Here is an 18,023-nt window from a genome sequence, read left to right on the forward strand (position 1 = left end):
GCCTCCCCCGGGATATTTTGAGACAGATGAAATCAGCCGAGGTTTTCATCTGTCCTTAAATATCCCCGCCGGAGGCTCCCGCAATCAGCCAGAGACGCAGTGGCGGAACAGGGGAGTTGGTCCTCAGACCGGCCGCGCGCCCCAGAGGATGACTGCGGCACCGGCCAAAGCAAGGGCGGCTCCAATCAGGTCGGTCGCGCGTGGCGCCTCGCCCTCGGCGAACCAGAGCCAGGCGAGCGAGGCACAGATATAGATGCCGCCATAGGCTGCGTAAGAGCGGCCCGCATGTTCGGGCGGTGTCAGGGCCAGAAACCAGGCGAAACCAATCAGCGCCAGCGTGCCTGGGATCAGCCAGAGCACTGCCGCGCCCTGTTTCCACCAGGCCCAGAAGGCAAAGCAGCCGGCGATTTCAGCGATTGCTGCCCCGATGTAAAGCGCGCCTGTCATGCGCCGGAGCTGTCGCGCCAGCGGTTCACCATCGGATAGCGGCGGTCGAGCCAGAAGGCTTTCTGGGTCAACCGCACGCCGGGCGCTGCCTGGAACCGCTTCCACTCAGAGATGCAGACGAGGTGTTCGACCCGCTTCACCGTCTCGCGTGCGAAGCCTTTCGCGACCAGATCTGCGACCGAAAGGTCATTCTCGATCAGCCCTTCGAGGATCGCATCCAGCACCTCATAAGGCGGCAGGCTGTCATCATCGCGCTGATCGGGGCGCAGCTCGGCGGATGGCGGTTTCGTGATCACACGTTCCGGCATGACCGGGCCGGACGGGCCTTTCATCCAGGGCCGGTGGTTCTCATTCCTCCACCGCGCCGTCAGGAAGACCCGCGTCTTATACATGTCCTTGATCGGGTTATAGCCGCCATTCATATCGCCATAAATGGTGCAATAGCCGACCGCGACTTCGGATTTATTCCCTGTGGTCAGCAGCATCGCGCCGAATTTGTTCGATATTCCCATCAGCATCAGCCCGCGCAGGCGGGACTGGATGTTTTCCTCGGTCACGTCCGGCCCGGTGCCAGCAAAGACATGCGCCAATGCCTCTCCCACCGCTCCGCGCGCGCCCACGATGGACACGGTGTCGAGTTTCGCCCCCAAAAGCCGCGCGACCTCAGCCGCGTCCTCCAGCGAATGCGCGCTGGTATATTCCGAAGGCAGCATCACGCAATGCACGTTTGCAGGCCCGAGCGCATCGGCGGCAATCGCCGCAACAATTGCGGAATCGATACCACCCGACAGGCCCAGCACCGCTTTGGAAAAGCCGGATTTGCGCATGTAATCGCCAAGACCCATGACGCAGGCGCGGTAATCGGCCTCACCGATCGGGGGAATGCTGGCGATCTCGCCCGGATCGGCCTCCCAGCCTTCCGCGCCACGGCGGAAGGTCACCAGCGTGCTGACCTCGTCGAATTGCGGCATCTGCACCGCGAGCCGCCCGCCCCGGTTGAGAACCATCGACGAGCCGTCAAACACCTGATCATCCTGGCCGCCAACCATATTCAGATAGATCAGCGGCAGCCCGGTCTCGACCACGCGCTCGACCATGAGATTGAGCCGCAGATTGGGCTTGCCGCGATGATAAGGCGAGCCATTCGGGATCAGCAGGATCTCGGCCCCGGTCTCGGCCAGCGTCTCGGCGACATCGGGGTGCCAGGCATCTTCGCAGATCGGCGTACCGATACGGACGCCTTTCACCACATAGGGGCCAGTGACATCGGCGGCGGAAAACAGCCGCTTCTCATCGAAAACCGCGTCATTCGGCAGATGGTGCTTGAGCACCCGGGCAGAGATTTTACCGCCTTCAAGGATGTAATAGCCGTTGAAAAGCTGACCATTCGCCAGAACCGGCCCGCCTATCCCAAGCGCGGGGCCGTCGGCGCAGTCGCCTGCCAGCGCCTCGATGGCGCGGATGGCGTCCTGGTGAAAGGCTGGCTTCAGGATCAGATCCTGGGTCTGATAGCCAGTGATGAACATTTCGGTCAGCGCAACCAGATCGGCGCCGGCGGCCTTGCCCTCCTCCCAGAAAGCGCGGGCCTTTGCGGCATTGCCGGCGATATCGCCTAAGACCGGATTGGCCTGCACCAGGAGGAACCGGAATGTATCGGTCATCATCATGTCCTTATCGCGCCTCTCGCCCCACCGCTTCTAGCAGATCGGGACGGGCAGGAAAGCCTCACGCAGATGCGCGGCCTGATGTCTGGACATGGGCGGCTTCCCCTGCTTAGGCTGCGGGCGCAAACGACACCGGAGACATCCTGCAATGCGCAAATTCACGGCATCCCTTTACGCCGCCACACTTGCCGCGCCGCTCGCCACCTGTCTGGCCCTGTCCTCCGGCCCTGCCCTCGCCCAGTCTGATGGCGAGGTCATTACCAAGCAATATGACAACGGATCGGTTTATGAAGGCACCTTCAGAAACGGCCGTCAGCATGGCAAGGGAACCTACCGCCTCCCCAACGGATATGAATATTCCGGCGACTGGGTCGATGGCGAGATCAGGGGCCAGGGCCGGGCACGCTATCCGAACGGATCGGTCTATGAGGGCGCCTTTGAGAAAGGCCAGCCTCAGGGGCGCGGCAAGATCACCTTTGCCGATGGCGGCACCTATGACGGTGACTGGATTGAAGGCAAGATGACCGGCGAGGGCACGGCCACATATCCCAATAACGCGACCTATACCGGCGCTTTCCTGAACGGGCAGCGAAACGGCAAGGGCATTTTGCAAAATGAGGGCGGCTACCGCTATGAGGGCGACTGGGTGAATGGCGTCAAGGAGGGGAGCGGCAAGCTCACCTATTCCGACGGCACCGTTTACGAGGGCGCGATGCGGGCGGATGAGCGCTCGGGCCTGGGCACGCTGACCATGCCGAACGGGCTGGTCTATGCCGGTGGCTGGGCGCAGGGCCAGATCAATGGCGAAGGCAAGCTGACCCAGCCCAATGGCGATGTCTATGAGGGCGCCTTCGTCAACGGCAAACGCGAAGGAAAAGGCATAGCCACCCATAAGGCGGGCGATGTCTATGAGGGCGATTTCAAAGCTGACAAGCGCGATGGCCAGGGCAAATTCTCGACGCCTGACGGCTTCCGCTATGAGGGATCCTGGGTCGCCGGCAAGATGGAGGGGACCGGCTCGGTCACCTATCCCGATGGCTCGGTCTATGTCGGCGCAATGAAGGCGGATCAGTCGCATGGTGAAGGCGCGATCACCTATCCCGACAAATCCACCTATCAGGGCGACTGGGTGAATGGGGTGATCGCGGGCAAGGGCCGCGCGGCTTACGCCAATGGCCAGGTCTATGAAGGCAATTTCGTCAAGGCCCGCCCCGATGGCCAGGGCGTGATGACCCGCCCCGATGGCTACCGCTATGAAGGATCGTGGAAAGCGGGCCTGCGCGATGGAAACGGCACCGCGACCTTCGCCAATGGCACCGTCTACAAGGGTGACTTCAAAGCCGATAAGCGCGATGGCAAGGGCGAGCTCTCCACAACCGAGGGCTACCGCTATATCGGTGACTGGGTGAACAACCAGAGCGAAGGCGAGGGTGTCGCCACCTATGCCACCGGTGATGTCTATGAGGGCGCCTTCAAAGCCGACAAGCGGCATGGACAGGGTAAGATGACCTATAAAACCGGCCAGATCGCGGAAGGCATCTGGCAGGATGGCATCCTGACAGATCCCGCACCTGCCGCCGCGCCCTGAACTGGGCCGGGCAGAGGGGGCGCTGCCCCCTCACCGCTGCGCGGCTCACCCCCGGGATATTTAGAGACAGATGAAATCAGCGAAGGTTCTTCATCTGTCCTTAAATATCCCCGCCGGAGGCTTCCGCAATCAGCCAGAGACCCGACGAAAAATTGAGGCGCGGGTCAGAAAAATGCGCTCTGGCCCTTTTCAGGACGCGTATCTTGCGTATAGTCCCGAACCATGGACACGGGATCGCATCAGATACTCCTGCCGCAGCCGGGCTCCTGCCCGCTCCTGCCGCATGGAACAGCCCCCGGTCTCCTTCTTCTCAGCCTCGTCTGAGCGGGCCTCCGGGCGCGACCGCTCGGATGTGACCAAGCGCCCGGCCTGAGAACCGGCCCGATCCTGCATTTCGGGCCATGGCTGAGACGACAAGACCAAGGACTACCCCCATGGCACAGACTGCTGACACATCCGCCCAACAACCCCGCGTCATGATTTTCGACACCACATTGCGGGATGGCGAGCAATCGCCCGGCGCCACCATGACCCATGCCGAAAAGCTGGAGATTGCGACCCTGCTCGACGAGATGGGCGTCGATATCATCGAGGCGGGTTTCCCGATTGCCTCGGAGGGCGATTTCGCCGCGGTTTCCGAGATCGCGAAAAATGCGAAGACCTCGACCATCTGCGGCCTCGCCCGCGCCAATTTCAAAGATATCGACCGCGCCTGGGAGGCGGTGAAACACGCGAAATCGCCGCGCATTCACACCTTTATCGGCACCTCGCCGCTGCACCGCGCCATTCCCAATCTGGATATGGACCAGATGGCAGAGCGCATCCACCAGACCGTGACCCATGCGCGCAATCTGTGCGACAATATCCAGTGGTCACCGATGGATGCGACCCGGACCGAGGCAGATTATCTCTGCCGCGTGGTCGAAATCGCGATCAAAGCCGGGGCAACCACGATCAATATTCCCGACACCGTCGGCTATACCTATCCGATGGAATCGGCCAAGATCATCCGGATGCTGCTGGAACGTGTGCCCGGCGCCGATGAGATCATTTTCGCGACCCATTGCCATAATGATCTGGGCATGGCGACCGCGAACTCTCTCGCCGCAGTCGAGGCCGGCGCGCGCCAGATCGAATGCACGATCAATGGCCTGGGCGAGCGTGCCGGCAATACCGCGCTGGAAGAGGTGGTGATGGCACTCCGGGTCCGGAACGACATCCTGCCCTACCGGACCGCGATCGACACCACGAAGATCATGCATCTGTCGCGCCGCGTCGCCACCGTTTCGGGCTTTGTGGTGCAGCCGAACAAGGCCATCGTCGGCAAAAACGCTTTCCTGCATGAAAGCGGCATCCACCAGGACGGCGTGCTGAAAAACGTCGAGACCTTCGAGATCATGCGCCCCGAGGATATCGGGCTGAATGCCAAGAACATCGTCATGGGCAAGCATTCGGGCCGCGCCGCTTTGCGCTCGAAACTGGCGGAACTGGGCTATGATCTGGCCGACAACCAGCTGAATGATGTCTTTGTGCGGTTCAAGGCGCTGGCCGACCGCAAGAAAGAGGTCTTTGACGAGGATATCCTGGCCCTGGTCGCCGATGAGCAGACCCTGGACGCGCATGATACGCTGGTTCTGAAGAAGCTGCGGGTGGTCTGCGGCACCGACGGGCCGCAAGAGGCGGATATGGTGCTCTCGGTCGATGGGGTGGATCACCATGTCGATGCGACCGGCGATGGCCCGGTCGATGCGGCCTTTAACTGTGTGAAACAGCTCTTTCCGCATAAGGCGCGGCTGCAGGTCTATCAGGTGGCGGCCGTGACGGCGGGCACCGATGCCCAGGCCACGGTTTCGGTCAGGCTGGAAGAAGACGGGCGGATCGTCACCGGCATGTCGGCCGATACCGACACCATCGTCGCCAGCGTGAAGGCCTATATCAATGCGCTGAACCGTCTGATCGTACGCCGCACCAAATCGGCGCCGAATGACGATCTGAAATCGGTCTCCTACAGCGACGCGCCGTAACGGTTCCGAACCGGACAGGGGCAGGGCAAGGTGGCACATCCCACCTTGCCCTGCCCGCTTCCCCTGCCTCATCCATATTCCCGCTGCCCGATTCCCGAAAGCGGCTTCCGGGCACCATTGCCGGTGGCTGCCGTAACCGCGCGCCCGGCCCTTTAGCCGGAGTCGGGGTGCGTCTCTGGCCGAATGTCGTAAAATGTAAAATTTACTGGCAGAATTTACCTGTTTTGACGTGTAGAATATCGCAAAACTGCAAGCCGGTTTTATGCACGCAGATGTGTGCCGGAACCGTCCCCACGGGCTTTCACAAAACTCTGTGTCTCTTTATATGTAGGCGCCCGCCGGAGTTCTCTGAGTCGCGGGTGCAACAGGTCGTTTTCCCGCCATCTGCCCGGCGCGGGACGCGATCCACAGGACACGAAGGACGCTGCCCGCATGGCGCTTATCCCCGGAATCTTCTCGTCGGACATGGCGATCGACCTCGGCACGGCGAACACGCTTGTCTATATCCGTGGCAAGGGCATCGTCCTGAACGAGCCATCAGTGGTAGCCTATCACACCAAGGACGGCAAAAAGCAGGTCCTCGCGGTCGGCGAAGATGCGAAACTGATGCTGGGCCGGACGCCAGGCTCCATCGAGGCGATCCGCCCGATGCGCGACGGCGTTATCGCCGATTTCGAAGCCGCCGAAGAGATGATCAAGCATTTCATCCGCAAAGTCATTCGTCGTGGCACCTGGACCCGGCTGAAAATCATCGTCTGTGTGCCGCATGGCGCAACCCCCGTGGAAAAACGCGCCATCCGCCAGTCGGTGATCTCGGCAGGTGCGAAACGCGCGGGGCTTTTGTCGGAACCGATTGCCGCGGCCATCGGCGCCGGCATGCCGATCACCGAACCCACCGGCAATATGGTGGTCGATATCGGCGGCGGCACCACCGAGGTCGCGGTGCTTTCGCTGGGCGATATCGTCTATGCGCGTTCGGTCCGTGTCGGCGGTGATCGCATGGATGATGCCATCGTCTCTTACCTGCGCCGCCACCAGAATCTGCTGATCGGCGATTCGACGGCCGAGCGTATCAAGACGTCGATCGGCACGGCCCGGATGCCCGATGACGGGCGCGGCGCGGTCATGCAGATCCGGGGCCGTGACCTCCTGAACGGTGTGCCGAAGGAAACCGAGATCAGCCAGGCTCAGGTCGCCGAGGCGCTGGCCGAACCGGTGCAGCAGATCTGTGACGCGGTGATGCAGGCGCTGGAGGCAACGCCGCCGGACCTGGCCGCTGATATCGTTGACCGTGGCGTCATGCTGACCGGCGGCGGCGCGCTTCTGGGAGATCTCGATCTGGCGCTGCGCGAACAGACCGGGCTGTCGATCTCGGTCGCGAATGAATCGCTGAATTGTGTTGCTCTTGGCACCGGCAAAGCGCTGGAATATGAAAAGCAACTCCGGCATGTGATCGAATACGATATCTGAGCCGGCCCAGTTGAATCAGCCCGGGGTCATCCAGGCCCCGTTTCCACTGGCAAACCCATTTCAAGCACCACCGGGGCGCGCGCGTGTCGAGAAGCCGTAGCGGATCAGAAGAGTTTTCCCGCCCCGTGCGGCGGCTGCTGGTCGGGCTGCTGGTGGCGGCACTTCTGGGGATCTTTATCCTCTGGCGCATCGACAGCCCGAGGGTGGAGCGCTTCCGCGCGGCGCTGGTCGATGCGGTGATCCCCAATATGGAATGGGCACTGGCGCCGGTGACACGCGCCATGACCATGATCGAGGACTTTCAGTCCTACACCCGCATCTATGAACAAAACCAGGAACTGAAGCGCGAATTGCAGCAGATGAAGGCGTGGAAGGAGGCCGCCCTTCAGCTGGAGCAGAAGAATGCGCGGCTTCTGGATCTGAACCATGTGCGGCTCGACCCGAAACTGACGCATGTGACCGGTGTGGTGCTGGCGGACAGTGGCAGCCCGTTTCGCCAGTCGGTGTTGCTGAATGTCGGCGAGCGCGATGGCATCCGCGACGGCTGGGCCACGATGGATGGCATCGGCCTGGTTGGCCGCATCTCGGGCGTTGGCGCCCGCACGAGCCGGGTGATCCTGATCACCGACACCTCAAGCCGCATTCCGGTGACCATTCAGCCTTCGGGACAAAAGGCGCTTTTGTCGGGCGATAACAGCCCCCTGCCGCTTCTCGATTTCATCGAGACCACCGATGAGGTCCGTCCGGGCGACCGGGTCGTGACCTCCGGGGATGGTGGTGTCTTTCCCGCCGGCCTGCTGGTCGGCCAGGTGGCGATGGGCTCGGACCGCCGGCTGCGGGTGGTGCTCGCCGCCGATTACCAGCGTCTTGAGTTCCTGCGCGTGCTTCGCAGCCATGAACTGGAGCCGATCCTTGATCCGGGCCAGCTGATCGCGCCGCCGCTGCCCTCTGTCCCCGTGGCCACGGTTGATGGCGAACGCGAGGCCGCCGCCCAGCCCGCCACGGGCACTGGTGAAATCGGCGAAACCGGATCCGGCTATGCCGAGGGCGGCGATGCAGCTGTCCGGGGGGCTGCCGAATGATCGGCCGGATGCAGATGGATCCCTGGGGATACCGGCTGCTTTTCCTGGCGCTGGCGGGGCTGTTTCTCTTTGTGCGGCTTTTGCCGCTCAGCACGGCAGTGGGCCGGTTTCCCGGGCCGGATCTGCTGTTATGCCTGATCATTGCCTGGATGATGCGCCGTCCCGATTTCCTGCCGGTCTGGCTGATCGCGCCGGTCCTGCTGATCGAGGATCTGTTGCTGCTGCGCCCGCCGGGGCTCTGGACGGCGCTGGTCGTGCTCGCGTCAGAATTCCTGCGCGGCCGCCATGCGCTGACGCGTGAGATGAATTTCGCCGTCGAATGGCTGCTGGCCTCGGGGCTGATGATCGCGATGTTGCTGGCGCAGCGGCTGGCGCTTACGCTGACCCTTGTTGATCTGCCGCCTTTCGGATTCGCCGTGGTCCAGGTGCTGTGGTCGATCCTCGCCTATCCGCTGGTGGTGGGCCTGTCGCGCCTGGCTTTTGATCTGAGAAAACCCGCCACCGGTGAGGTGGATGATTTCGGCAGACGGTTGTGAACGGGTGACCTGATGAGACGCACGCAAAAAGACGCGGAAGACAGCGCCCGCAGCATCACGCGGCGGGGCCTTTTGCTGGGCGGCGGCATGACGGCGATGGTTGCAGCGCTTGGCGTGCGGATGCGCTATCTCCAGGTCGACCAGGCCGAGGAATTCAAGCTTCTGGCCGAAGAAAACCGCATCTCGATCGAACTGATCCCGCCGGGGCGCGGCCTGATCCAGGACCGCAATGGCAAGCTGATCGCCGGGAATGAACAGAATTACCGCGTGGTGATCACGCGCGAGGATGCGGGCGATGTGGATCGGGTGATGCACCGCCTTGCCGGGCTGATCCCCATGACCTCCGAAGAGCTGGACCAGACGCTGGCCGATGTGAAGAAGAACGCGGCGCATGTGAAGGTCGTGGTGAAAGACCGGCTCGACTGGGATGATTTCTCGAAAGTTGCGATCAATGCGCCGGCGCTGCCGGGGGTGATCCCCGAGGTCGGCCTGTCGCGGATCTATCCGCGCGGCTATGATTTCGCCCATGTCGTCGGCTATGTCGGCGCGGTGTCGCAAAAGGATCTCGACGAGCAGGAGGATCCCGACCCGATCCTCAGACTGCCGAAGTTCCAGATCGGCAAGATCGGGACCGAGCGCTGGATGGAGAAGGTGCTGCGCGGTCGTGCCGGCACCCGCCAGGTGGAAAAGAACGCCTTTGGCCGGGTGATGCGCGAGCTGGGCCGCGAGGAAGGTGTCGCCGGCGGCGATATCCGCCTGACCATCGACGCCGATCTGCAGAACTTCGCCCAGGCCCGCCTCGGCAGTGAAAGCGCCGCCGTGGTGGTGATGGACGTCCGGAACGGTGATCTCTTGTGCTGTGCCTCGGCGCCCTCGTTCAACCCGAACCTTTTTGTGCGCGGCATCAGCCATACCGATTATGCCAGCCTGACCGAAAACGACCACCGGCCATTGGCGAATAAGGCGGTCTCGGGCGCCTATCCGCCCGGATCGACCTTCAAGATGGTCACCGCGCTGGCGGCGCTTGATTCAGGTGCGATTGAGCTGGGCCATAAGGTGCGCTGCCCGGGTTATCTGGAATTCGGCGGCCGCCGCTTCCACTGCTGGAGCCGGGGCGGCCATGGCACCCTGTCTCTGACCCAGAGCCTGCAGAAAAGCTGCGACGTCTATTATTACGACATCGCGCAAAAGGTCGGCATCGATAAGATGGCCGAAATGGGTCGCCGTCTCGGGCTTGGCAACCGCCATGACCTGCCGATGTCGGCGATTGTGCCGGGCACCATGCCCGACCGCGCCTGGAAACAGGAAAGCTACGGCCAGGACTGGCGGATCGGCGACACGATCAACGCTTCGATCGGTCAGGGCTATGTGCTGGCCTCGCCTTTGCAACTGGCGGTGATGACGGCGCGGATCGCCTCGGGCCGCGCGGTAGAGCCGCGCCTGGTGCGGATGATCGACGGGAAAGAGATTGCCGCGCCTGAACCGGCCTCGCTCGGGATTGAAGAACGCCACCTTGCGGCGATGCGCCAGGGGATGTGGGATGTGGTCAACAGCCAGGCGGGCACCGCACGCTCGGCCCGGATCGTCGACCCGACCATGATCCTTGCCGGCAAAACCGGCACCAGCCAGGTCCGGAACATCAGCGCGGCCGAACGCAGCCAGGGTGTGATCCGCAACGAACAACTGCCCTGGCGGCGGCGCGACCATGCGCTTTACGTGGGCTATGCGCCCTATGACAATCCGCGCTATGCGGTGGCGGTGATCATCGAACATGGCGGCGGTGGCTCGACCGTCGCGGCGCCGGTTGCGCGCGATGTGATCCTTTCGGCCCTTGCCGGAGGCCGCCCTCCCCTCGCCGCCTACCCTTCCGACCAGCGCGGCCGGATCGAATCGATGCTGAAAGACCTGCCGCTGCGCGACCCCGAGACCGGCGCCCTCACCACTTCCGATCAGGCCTGAGCCAATGGCATTTTTCGAGAACCGCCTGAAACAGGCCCCGACCGGCATCCGCAAGGTGCTTTACCTGAACTGGCAGGTGATCGTGCTGGTCTCCGCGGTCTCGGCGGTGGGTATCCTCATGCTCTGGTCGGTGGCGGGCGGAGATTTCAATCTCTGGGCCCGGCGTCAGGCCCAGGTGTTCGCCGTGGGCATGGTATTGATGTTCATGGTCGCCATGGTGCCGGTCTGGTTCTGGCGCTCGATGGCGGGGATCGCCTATCTGACCTCTTTCGTGCTTTTGATCATCGTCGATCTTTACGGCGTGATCGGGATGGGTGCGCAACGCTGGATCGATATCGGGCCGTTGCGGCTCCAGCCCTCCGAGATGATGAAGTTCAGCCTCGTTCTGATGCTGGCGGCCTATTATGACTGGCTCGATATCCGCAAAGTGTCCCGGCCGCTCTGGGTGCTGTTCCCCGTGCTGCTGACCTGCGCGCCGACGGTGCTGGTGCTGATGCAGCCAAACCTTGGCACCTCGCTGATGCTTCTGATGGCGGGGGCGGCGGTGATGTTCGCGGCAGGCGTCAGCTACTGGTATTTCGCCGCCGTGATCGCGATGGTCGTCGGTGCAGTGGCCGCGATCTTCCAGAGCCGCGGCACCGACTGGCAACTCCTGCATGATTATCAGTTCCGCCGGATCGACACTTTCCTCGACCCTTCCGCCGATCCGCTGGGAGCGGGCTATAATATCATGCAGGCCAAGATCTCGCTGGGCTCCGGTGGCTGGTCGGGCAAAGGGTTCATGCAGGGAACCCAGTCGCGGCTGAACTACCTGCCCGAAAAGCAGACCGACTTCATCTTCGCGCCGCTGGCCGAAGAATTCGGCTTTGTCGGGGCCTTCTCGCTCCTGGTGCTTTATGCGCTGATCATCGGGTTCTGCATGATCTCGGCGCTGCAAAACCGCGACCGGTTCTCGTCCTTGCTGATCATCGGGGTCGCCGCCAACTTCTTCTTCTATATCGCGGTGAATCTGTCGATGGTGATGGGAATGGCGCCGGTGGTCGGCGTGCCGCTGCCGCTGATGTCCTATGGCGGCTCGGCCATGCTGGTGATCCTTGTGGGCTTTGGGTTGATGCAAAGCGCCCATGTCCACCGGCCGCGCTGAAGGGCAGCCAGACCTCAGGTATCCGGATCAGGGAGAAACCGGCTTTTCCCTGACGTGAATACGCGCCGCGCGGCACGCGCAAAGCGCCCCGAAGGGGCGCCCCCTCTGGACAAATCGGGCAGCGCGACGCAGGCTCGCGGCCATGACACAGATCTTCTTTTCCGCTCCCGGCTGGGATGAATATGAACCCTTCCTGCCCGCAGCACTTGAGGCGGCCGGTATCAGCGCCGATATCGTCACCGAGGCGCCCGCCCCTGCAGCGATCGACTATATCCTTTATGCGCCCACCTCGCCTTTGCAGGATTTCGCGCCCTTCACCCGCGCTAAAGCGGTCATGTCGCTCTGGGCCGGGGTCGAGCGCATCGTGGGCAATCAAAGTCTCACACAGCCGCTGACCCGGATGGTCGATCCGGGCCTGACCGAGAGCATGGTGGAATATGTCACCGGCCATGTGTTGCGTCATCATCTCGGCATGGACCGACATATCATCAATCCCGGCCATATCTGGGATCACGCCTGCCCGCCCATCGCCCGCCAGCGCCCGGTCACCTTCCTTGGCCTGGGCGAACTGGGCCTTGCATGTGCCCGCGCGCTTCAGGCGCTGAATTTCCCGGTCAAAGGCTGGAGCCGCAGCCCGAAATCCATCCCGGGCCTCGCAACCTTTCATGGTGAGGCCGGCTTGCAGGAGGCGTTGCGCGATGCGCAGATCGTCATCACCCTGCTGCCCAACACGCCGGACACGCAGAATATCCTCAATGCAGACACGCTTGCGATGACGGCCCCGGGCGCCGTGGTGATCAATCCCGGCCGTGGCCCGCTGATTGACGATGCCGCGCTGATCGCGGCGCTTGATGGCGGCCAGATCTCGCATGCCACGCTGGATGTCTTCCGGATCGAACCCCTGCCGCAGGACCACCCGTTCTGGGCGCATCCAAAGGTCACCATCACCCCTCATGTCGCCGCCGATACGCGCGCGGTGACCGCCTCACAGGTGATTGCCGAAAACATCCGCCGCGCGGAAACGGGCGAGCCCCTCCTCCATCTGGTGGACCGAACCCGGGGCTACTGAGGCCCTGCGACAGTTTCTCCCTTGAACAAAGAGGGGGAAATCTGCCACCTGAGCCGATGGACTGGATCAAAATCATTCACATTCTGGCCGTGATGGGCTGGATGACCTCGATCTTCGCGGTGCCGCGCGCATTGATCTACTGGAAGCGCGAATGGGCCAGCCTTGGCGCTTTCGGACCGCTCGGGGATCTGACCCTGCGGCTCTATCGGTTTTCGGCCGGGCTGATGGTGATCGCCATTGCGACCGGGCTCTGGCTGGCTTTCGGCTGGTGGGGGTTTGACCCCTGGCTGCATCTGAAGCTGAGCCTCGTCGCGCTTCTGGTGATCCATTACATCTGGACCGGCCGCATGGTCTGGCGCGCGCGGCGCGGCGAATTCCGCGAGAGCGACCTGTTCCTGCGGATCTTTAACGAAATCAGCGTCTTTGCCGTAATCGCCATCCTCTGGGCCGTGGTGGTAAAGCCCTTCTGACCCAGGGCCCATTGGCCCATGTCACGCCGGCCAGGGGAAATGGCAGGGAACAGGACAGCCAGCGCGTCCGCAACAGGCGGAAGAGGCCGCTCTGAGACCCGCCAATCCCGGTCATAGGAAAGACCGGCCCCGCAAGGCAGGGAACTGTCGCTGCTTTCCGGCTCAACTGTCGGGTTTGACGGGTCAGAGGATGAATGGACAATATCGCACCACCGGCGACCTCTGGCTGCGCGGATACCCTTGCCCCCGATGCCCCTGGTGGCGCCCTGCCCGATCCTGCCTTTGATCTCGGCGTCACCACGCAGTGACGGGCCAACGGCCCAGGCGCCTCGTCCATGCGCTGGCCGCCCAGGCGGGGGCGGCGGTCCATGTCGCGCTCCCCTGTCCGGGCCGCAGTCCTGCCCTTCGCGTCTGCTTTGCCTTTACAAACGTTCGGCTGTTTCCCGGTCTGACGGCGGCGCAAAACGTCGCGCTGGTGCTGCCCGGGCGCGCGCGACGCCACCCGACCGCCTGCAGCCGGGTCCGCCCGCCTCGGGGCCCGAAGAGAAAGGCAGAGGCCTCGTCACAGCACTGATCGCAGGGCAGCGCGCCAGGACCCGCTTTGCCCTGGTTGTGATCAGCCATGAGCGGAAGCACTTTTTGCCCTAGTTTCGCGCACAGTCCCGCCCTCAGCCGGGCGACGGAGCGCGGGCCGCAGCCTGAAACGCATCACATTCCGGGCCCCCGATCAATTTCGACATAATTTGCCGCAGACAGGACAGTTTTTCACATAGCGCCTGCTCTGATCGCCTCAGATCAGGGTGCCACCATATCGGGAGGTATGAAGGAGAATTGGGAAGCCGGGCCGATGCCGGCGCTGCCCCCGCAACGGGTGCGGCGCTTCGCTGCATGACGGGACCCACTGGCTGGAGGAGCAGCCGGGAAGGTGCCATTTCTGTTCGCGAAAGGGGACAGGCCTGATGTCCGGAAACCAGCCCTGAGGCGGAAATCAGCGTGGCTGCGGCGGGCAGTCAGGAGCGCTTTGGCAGGTCCGCACCGGACCGGAGCCCGGCGTCTCCGGTCACCCGGGGCAGCAAACAAACCAGCAGGAGGCCAGATTGGGCGCGCTTCACGACGATAGTTTTTCCACCCCGGACCAAAGGCCCGACGCCATTTCGCGGCTGATCGCGGATCACCGCCCGGGCCATGGCCTCGTGCGGGATTTCTACATGGATCCGACTGTCTTTGCCCGCGATATGGAGCGGGTGTTCCGCCGCCACTGGCACTGCCTGGCCCATGAAAGCGTGATCCCGAATCCCGGCGATTTCGAGCTGTTCCGACTTGGCGATGAACAGGTCATCCTGACACGCGACATGCAGGGCGAGGTGCATGGGCTCCTGAATTCCTGCCGCCATCGCGGCGCCGAGGTCTGCACCAAAGACAAGGGCAATGCGAAGATGTTCGTCTGCCCCTATCACGCCTGGACCTATACGCTGGACGGCGCGTTGCGCGCGGCCCGGCTGATGCCGAAGGATTTCGACCGCGCCGCCCATGCGCTGAAAAAAGTGCATGTGAAGGTGGTCGAGGGGCTGGTCTTCATCTCCTTCGCGAAAGACCCGCTGGATTTCACGCAAGTGGAGCAATCCCTGCACGCCAGTATCGGCCAATATGGCTGGGGCGCGGCAAAGGTCGCCCATCGCGAGACCTATCCGATTGCCGCGAACTGGAAGCTCGCGGTCGAGAATTATGTCGAATGCTATCACTGCGGCCCGGCGCATCCGGAATATTCGCAGACCCATGCGCTGGAACAGCCGCCCGAAGTGATCGCCGGTCTCAATGCCGCGATGGAGGAAAAGAGCTGTGCACTCGGGCTCTCCGTACTGTCGGGCAATCATTGGCAGAATTCATCCCGGGGTGGCGAAGCGGTCGATGTCTTCCGCTATGCGCTTTACGAGGGCGCCTCGACCGGGTCCGAGGATGGCTCCCCCCTCGCACCTTTGATGGGGCGTTTCACCGATTATGATGGCGGCGTGACCTCGATCCATCTCGGCGGCACAACTTTCCTCGTCTGCTATCCCGATCACGGCATGATCTACCGCTTCATCCCCAAAACGCATGACAGCTGCGAGATGGAGCTGATCTGGCTGGTGAAGGAAGGCGCCGAGGAAGGCGTCGATTACGATCTGGATCGCCTCACCTGGCTGTGGAAAGTCACCACCGAGGAAGACAAGAAGATCATCGAACACACTGCGCGCGGCGTGAAATCGCATTATTTCGAGCCTGGTCCCATCGCACCGATGGAATATAACGAACTGCGCTATATCACCTGGTATCTCGACGAGATCAGCCGCGCCTGACACCTGACAAAACGAGGCCCCGGCTCTGCTTGGGCCTCGTTCTGCTTGCCAGAAACGGGCCACCGCCTCCCCGGCAGCAAACAGGGGGAAAGGGTATCCAGCAGCCCGCCCCCCCTCAGCGTTTCGCGCCCCGGCGGCCCTCGATGAGCCAGGCAGCGATGGCCAGCCCGGCGGTCAGCACAAGCCAGGCCCAGCCCGGCAGCAAGACCGCCAGCCGCACCTCATTGGTCATCCAGGCCTCGCGCGGGGTGATACCGATCCAGCCGCGCCCCGTCACCGGCCGCCCCTCGGCCACCTGACGCAGGTCCGGCAGTCCGGGTTCCAGCCGGGTCACCGATCCATAGGCCGCCGCGCCGGAGACCTTCGGTGCAACCACCGCATCGCCCGAGGCAATGGTCTCGACGAATTCACGCGGGCTGGCCGGGCCGACGCCGATCACCCGTGTCAGATCGCCCTGTTCCAGCCGGTAAAGCCCGGCCTCGGGCGCCTGCCAGACCACCTGATACTTGCCCGGTGCCACCCGGATCATATCGAGGAGCACCGGATTCGCGGCCTCTCCCTCCTCTGCGCTGTCCTGCGCGGTGACAATCAGCGGCCCTGGCGGATCCTCGGACACCGTGCGCCGCGTGATGGTCAGTTCATTGCCTTTGGCGGTCGCCGTCAGCGCCTCTTCTTCAAGATCCGGCTCTTTCAGCATCCAATGCGCCAGCCGGCGCAACAGTTCCAGCTGCGGCCCGCCGCCCTCATAACCGCGGCCCCAGAGCCAGGCATGATCCGAGGTCAGGACCGCGATCCGCCCATCACCCACCCGGTCCAGCACCAGCAAAGGCGCGCCATCCGGCCCCTCCATCACGGTCTGGCCGGAAAGCTTCTCGACCTCCATCACCCGGAACCAGCGGCCCCAGCCCGGCTCGCCATTTTCTCCCTCAGGCGCAAAACGGTCGAGCCCTTCGGTCACCGGATGACGCTGCCCGAGTTCGGTGATTTTCGGGCGGAACCCGCCTTCGATAACCTGAGCAGTCGGCGCCACCGGCAGCACTTCGGCCAGGGGCGAGCGGTACAGGCTGTCGACCGCACCGAATTCCGGCCCCGAGGCCACCAGCACCGTGCCGCCCTCGCGGATATAACGGACGACATTGTCGATGTAGGACATCGGAAGAATGCCGCGCATCCGGTAGCGGTCAAAGATGATCAGGTCAAATTCATCAATCTTTTCAATAAACAACTCGCGCGTCGGAAAGGCGATCAGCGAAAGCTCATCCACCGGAACGCCATCCTGTTTCTCTGGCGGGCGCAGAATGGTGAAATGAACGAGATCGACGCTCGCATCCGATTTCAGCAAATTGCGCCAGACGCGTTCCCCGGCATGTGGCTCGCCCGAAACAAGCAATACGCGCAGCCGGTCGCGCACGCCATTGATCTGCACCACGGCGGTATTGTTGCGCTCGGTCAGCTCGCCCGGAGTCGGGTCGATGGCGAATTGCAGCACATTCAGCCCGCCATGCGGCAGCACCACCGGCAGTTCCAGATCTTCGCCCACCGGCACCGAATAGGTCTGCGGCGCATCGGCATCGACCGCGATGGTCAGATCGGCGAATTGCGGCACATCCGGCGGCACAAGACCCTGATCCTCGACCCTGAGCTTCAGCTTGAATTCCTCGCCGATGATCGCGAAGGCCGGCGCATTCTGCACCACAAGGCGGCGGTCCCAGTCAGCCGCTTCGCCGGTCAGCAGCAGATGGAACGGTGCGGGCAGATCTGGGCGCATCTCAAGGTCATGCACGCGCCCGTCCGAGATCAGGATCACCGCCGCCACCCGGGCGCGGGGTTCCTCGGCCAGAGCGGCCGACATAGCGGTCATCGCCAGGGTCCCGGTATTGTCGGCGCCATCGGTGATGTGTTTCACCCGCAGCTCGGTATTGTCCAGCGCCGCGACCTGGGCCTCCACCCGCGTCAGCGCGCGCCGCGTCTGATCGGCCCGCGCCCCAAGGCTCTGGCTCGCGCTGTCATCGACCAGAACGATCACGATATCGGAAAGGTTCTGCCGGTCCTCGCTTTGCAGCCCCGGCCCGGCCAGCGCCGCCAGAAGCGCAGCCAGCCCAAGCCCGCGCAGGAACCAGCCCGGAAGCCCGCGCCAGAGCGCCAGCGCCAGCATCAGAAGCGTCACCCCCCCGAGCGCCCACAGAAGCGGCCAGGGCACCAGCGGATCGAATACCAGATGCGCCGTCATCGCG

At 63.2% G+C, this 18,023-nt stretch carries 13 protein-coding genes and 1 riboswitch; of the genes, 10 read left to right on the forward strand and 3 right to left on the reverse strand.

The genetic code is table 11. The annotated features are described in order from the left end of the window. Positions 1–123: 123 nt before the first annotated feature. The gene (locus tag BLW25_RS10890; RefSeq protein WP_092898962.1) at positions 124–447 is read right to left on the reverse strand and encodes a YnfA family protein; all 324 of its coding nucleotides are present in this window, start codon (positions 445–447) and stop codon (positions 124–126) included. Continuing rightward, positions 444–2,108: an NAD+ synthase gene (locus BLW25_RS10895; protein ID WP_092901907.1), complete on the reverse strand. Its 1,665-nt coding sequence runs from the start codon at positions 2,106–2,108 to the stop codon at positions 444–446. Before BLW25_RS10895 ends, BLW25_RS10890 begins: the two co-directional genes overlap by 4 nt. Positions 2,109–2,259: 151 nt before the next feature. Between BLW25_RS10895 and BLW25_RS10900 the strand changes: the two genes are divergently transcribed. The 10 genes from BLW25_RS10900 (at position 2,260) to BLW25_RS10945 (ending at position 15,789) form a co-directional block, all read left to right on the forward strand. Continuing rightward, positions 2,260–3,699, forward strand: coding sequence for a 2-isopropylmalate synthase (locus tag BLW25_RS10900; RefSeq protein ID WP_092898964.1), 1,440 nt, complete (start codon positions 2,260–2,262; stop codon positions 3,697–3,699). 434 nt (positions 3,700–4,133) lie between these two features. Further along, positions 4,134–5,723: a 2-isopropylmalate synthase gene (locus BLW25_RS10905; protein ID WP_092898966.1), complete on the forward strand. Its 1,590-nt coding sequence runs from the start codon at positions 4,134–4,136 to the stop codon at positions 5,721–5,723. Positions 5,724–6,155: 432 nt separating this feature from the next. After that, entirely contained in the window at positions 6,156–7,193 is a 1,038-nt protein-coding gene (locus BLW25_RS10910; RefSeq protein ID WP_092898968.1) for a rod shape-determining protein, read from the forward strand. Between the two features lie 83 nt (positions 7,194–7,276). Next, positions 7,277–8,275 carry a rod shape-determining protein MreC gene (gene mreC / locus BLW25_RS10915; RefSeq protein ID WP_092898970.1) on the forward strand — a complete coding sequence of 333 codons (999 nt, stop codon included), beginning with the start codon at positions 7,277–7,279 and terminating at the stop codon, positions 8,273–8,275. An 8-nt stretch (positions 8,276–8,283) separates the two neighbouring features. Further along, on the forward strand, positions 8,284–8,811 hold the full coding sequence (locus BLW25_RS10920) for a hypothetical protein (protein ID WP_249498315.1): 528 nt from the start codon (positions 8,284–8,286) through the stop codon (positions 8,809–8,811). Between the two features lie 12 nt (positions 8,812–8,823). Beyond that, positions 8,824–10,770: a penicillin-binding protein 2 gene (gene mrdA, locus BLW25_RS10925; RefSeq protein WP_092898974.1), complete on the forward strand. Its 1,947-nt coding sequence runs from the start codon at positions 8,824–8,826 to the stop codon at positions 10,768–10,770. Positions 10,771–10,774: 4 nt separating this feature from the next. Next, positions 10,775–11,914, forward strand: a complete 1,140-nt coding sequence (gene rodA, locus BLW25_RS10930) for a rod shape-determining protein RodA (RefSeq protein WP_092898976.1) — start codon at positions 10,775–10,777, stop codon at positions 11,912–11,914. A gap of 142 nt (positions 11,915–12,056) precedes the next feature. Further along, entirely contained in the window at positions 12,057–12,983 is a 927-nt protein-coding gene (locus BLW25_RS10935) for a 2-hydroxyacid dehydrogenase (protein ID WP_092898978.1), read from the forward strand. A 56-nt stretch (positions 12,984–13,039) separates the two neighbouring features. Continuing rightward, complete coding sequence (locus BLW25_RS10940) at positions 13,040–13,453, forward strand: CopD family protein (protein WP_092898980.1); 414 nt, start codon at positions 13,040–13,042, stop codon at positions 13,451–13,453. Between the two features lie 781 nt (positions 13,454–14,234). Continuing rightward, positions 14,235–14,447, forward strand: a riboswitch (cobalamin riboswitch). 103 nt (positions 14,448–14,550) lie between these two features. After that, positions 14,551–15,789 (forward strand): aromatic ring-hydroxylating oxygenase subunit alpha, encoded by a 1,239-nt coding sequence (locus tag BLW25_RS10945; RefSeq protein ID WP_216279357.1) that lies wholly within the window; start codon positions 14,551–14,553, stop codon positions 15,787–15,789. 115 nt (positions 15,790–15,904) lie between these two features. Here BLW25_RS10945 and BLW25_RS10950 read toward each other — a convergent pair whose 3' ends face one another. Further along, a complete protein-coding gene (locus BLW25_RS10950) occupies positions 15,905–18,019 on the reverse strand; it encodes a hypothetical protein (protein WP_092901913.1) in 2,115 nt (704 codons plus the stop codon). Positions 18,020–18,023: the final 4 nt, after the last annotated feature.

Source organism: Rhodobacter sp. 24-YEA-8 (assembly GCF_900105075.1).
Lineage (GTDB): Bacteria > Pseudomonadota > Alphaproteobacteria > Rhodobacterales > Rhodobacteraceae > Pseudogemmobacter.

Bases quoted from the DNA above. Each gene is read 5' to 3' on its own strand.
- BLW25_RS10895 (WP_092901907.1), bottom strand. From the start codon at position 2,108: ATGACCGATACATTCCGGTTCCTCCTGGTGCAGGCCAATCCGGTCTTA.
- BLW25_RS10900 (WP_092898964.1), top strand. From the start codon at position 2,260: ATGCGCAAATTCACGGCATCCCTTTACGCCGCCACACTTGCCGCGCCG.
- BLW25_RS10935 (WP_092898978.1), top strand. From the start codon at position 12,057: ATGACACAGATCTTCTTTTCCGCTCCCGGCTGGGATGAATATGAACCC.
- BLW25_RS10910 (WP_092898968.1), top strand. From the start codon at position 6,156: ATGGCGCTTATCCCCGGAATCTTCTCGTCGGACATGGCGATCGACCTC.
- BLW25_RS10920 (WP_249498315.1), top strand. From the start codon at position 8,284: ATGCAGATGGATCCCTGGGGATACCGGCTGCTTTTCCTGGCGCTGGCG.
- BLW25_RS10940 (WP_092898980.1), top strand. From the start codon at position 13,040: ATGGACTGGATCAAAATCATTCACATTCTGGCCGTGATGGGCTGGATG.
- BLW25_RS10950 (WP_092901913.1), bottom strand. From the start codon at position 18,019: ATGACGGCGCATCTGGTATTCGATCCGCTGGTGCCCTGGCCGCTTCTG.
- BLW25_RS10905 (WP_092898966.1), top strand. From the start codon at position 4,134: ATGGCACAGACTGCTGACACATCCGCCCAACAACCCCGCGTCATGATT.
- rodA (WP_092898976.1), top strand. From the start codon at position 10,775: ATGGCATTTTTCGAGAACCGCCTGAAACAGGCCCCGACCGGCATCCGC.
- mrdA (WP_092898974.1), top strand. From the start codon at position 8,824: ATGAGACGCACGCAAAAAGACGCGGAAGACAGCGCCCGCAGCATCACG.
- BLW25_RS10890 (WP_092898962.1), bottom strand. From the start codon at position 447: ATGACAGGCGCGCTTTACATCGGGGCAGCAATCGCTGAAATCGCCGGC.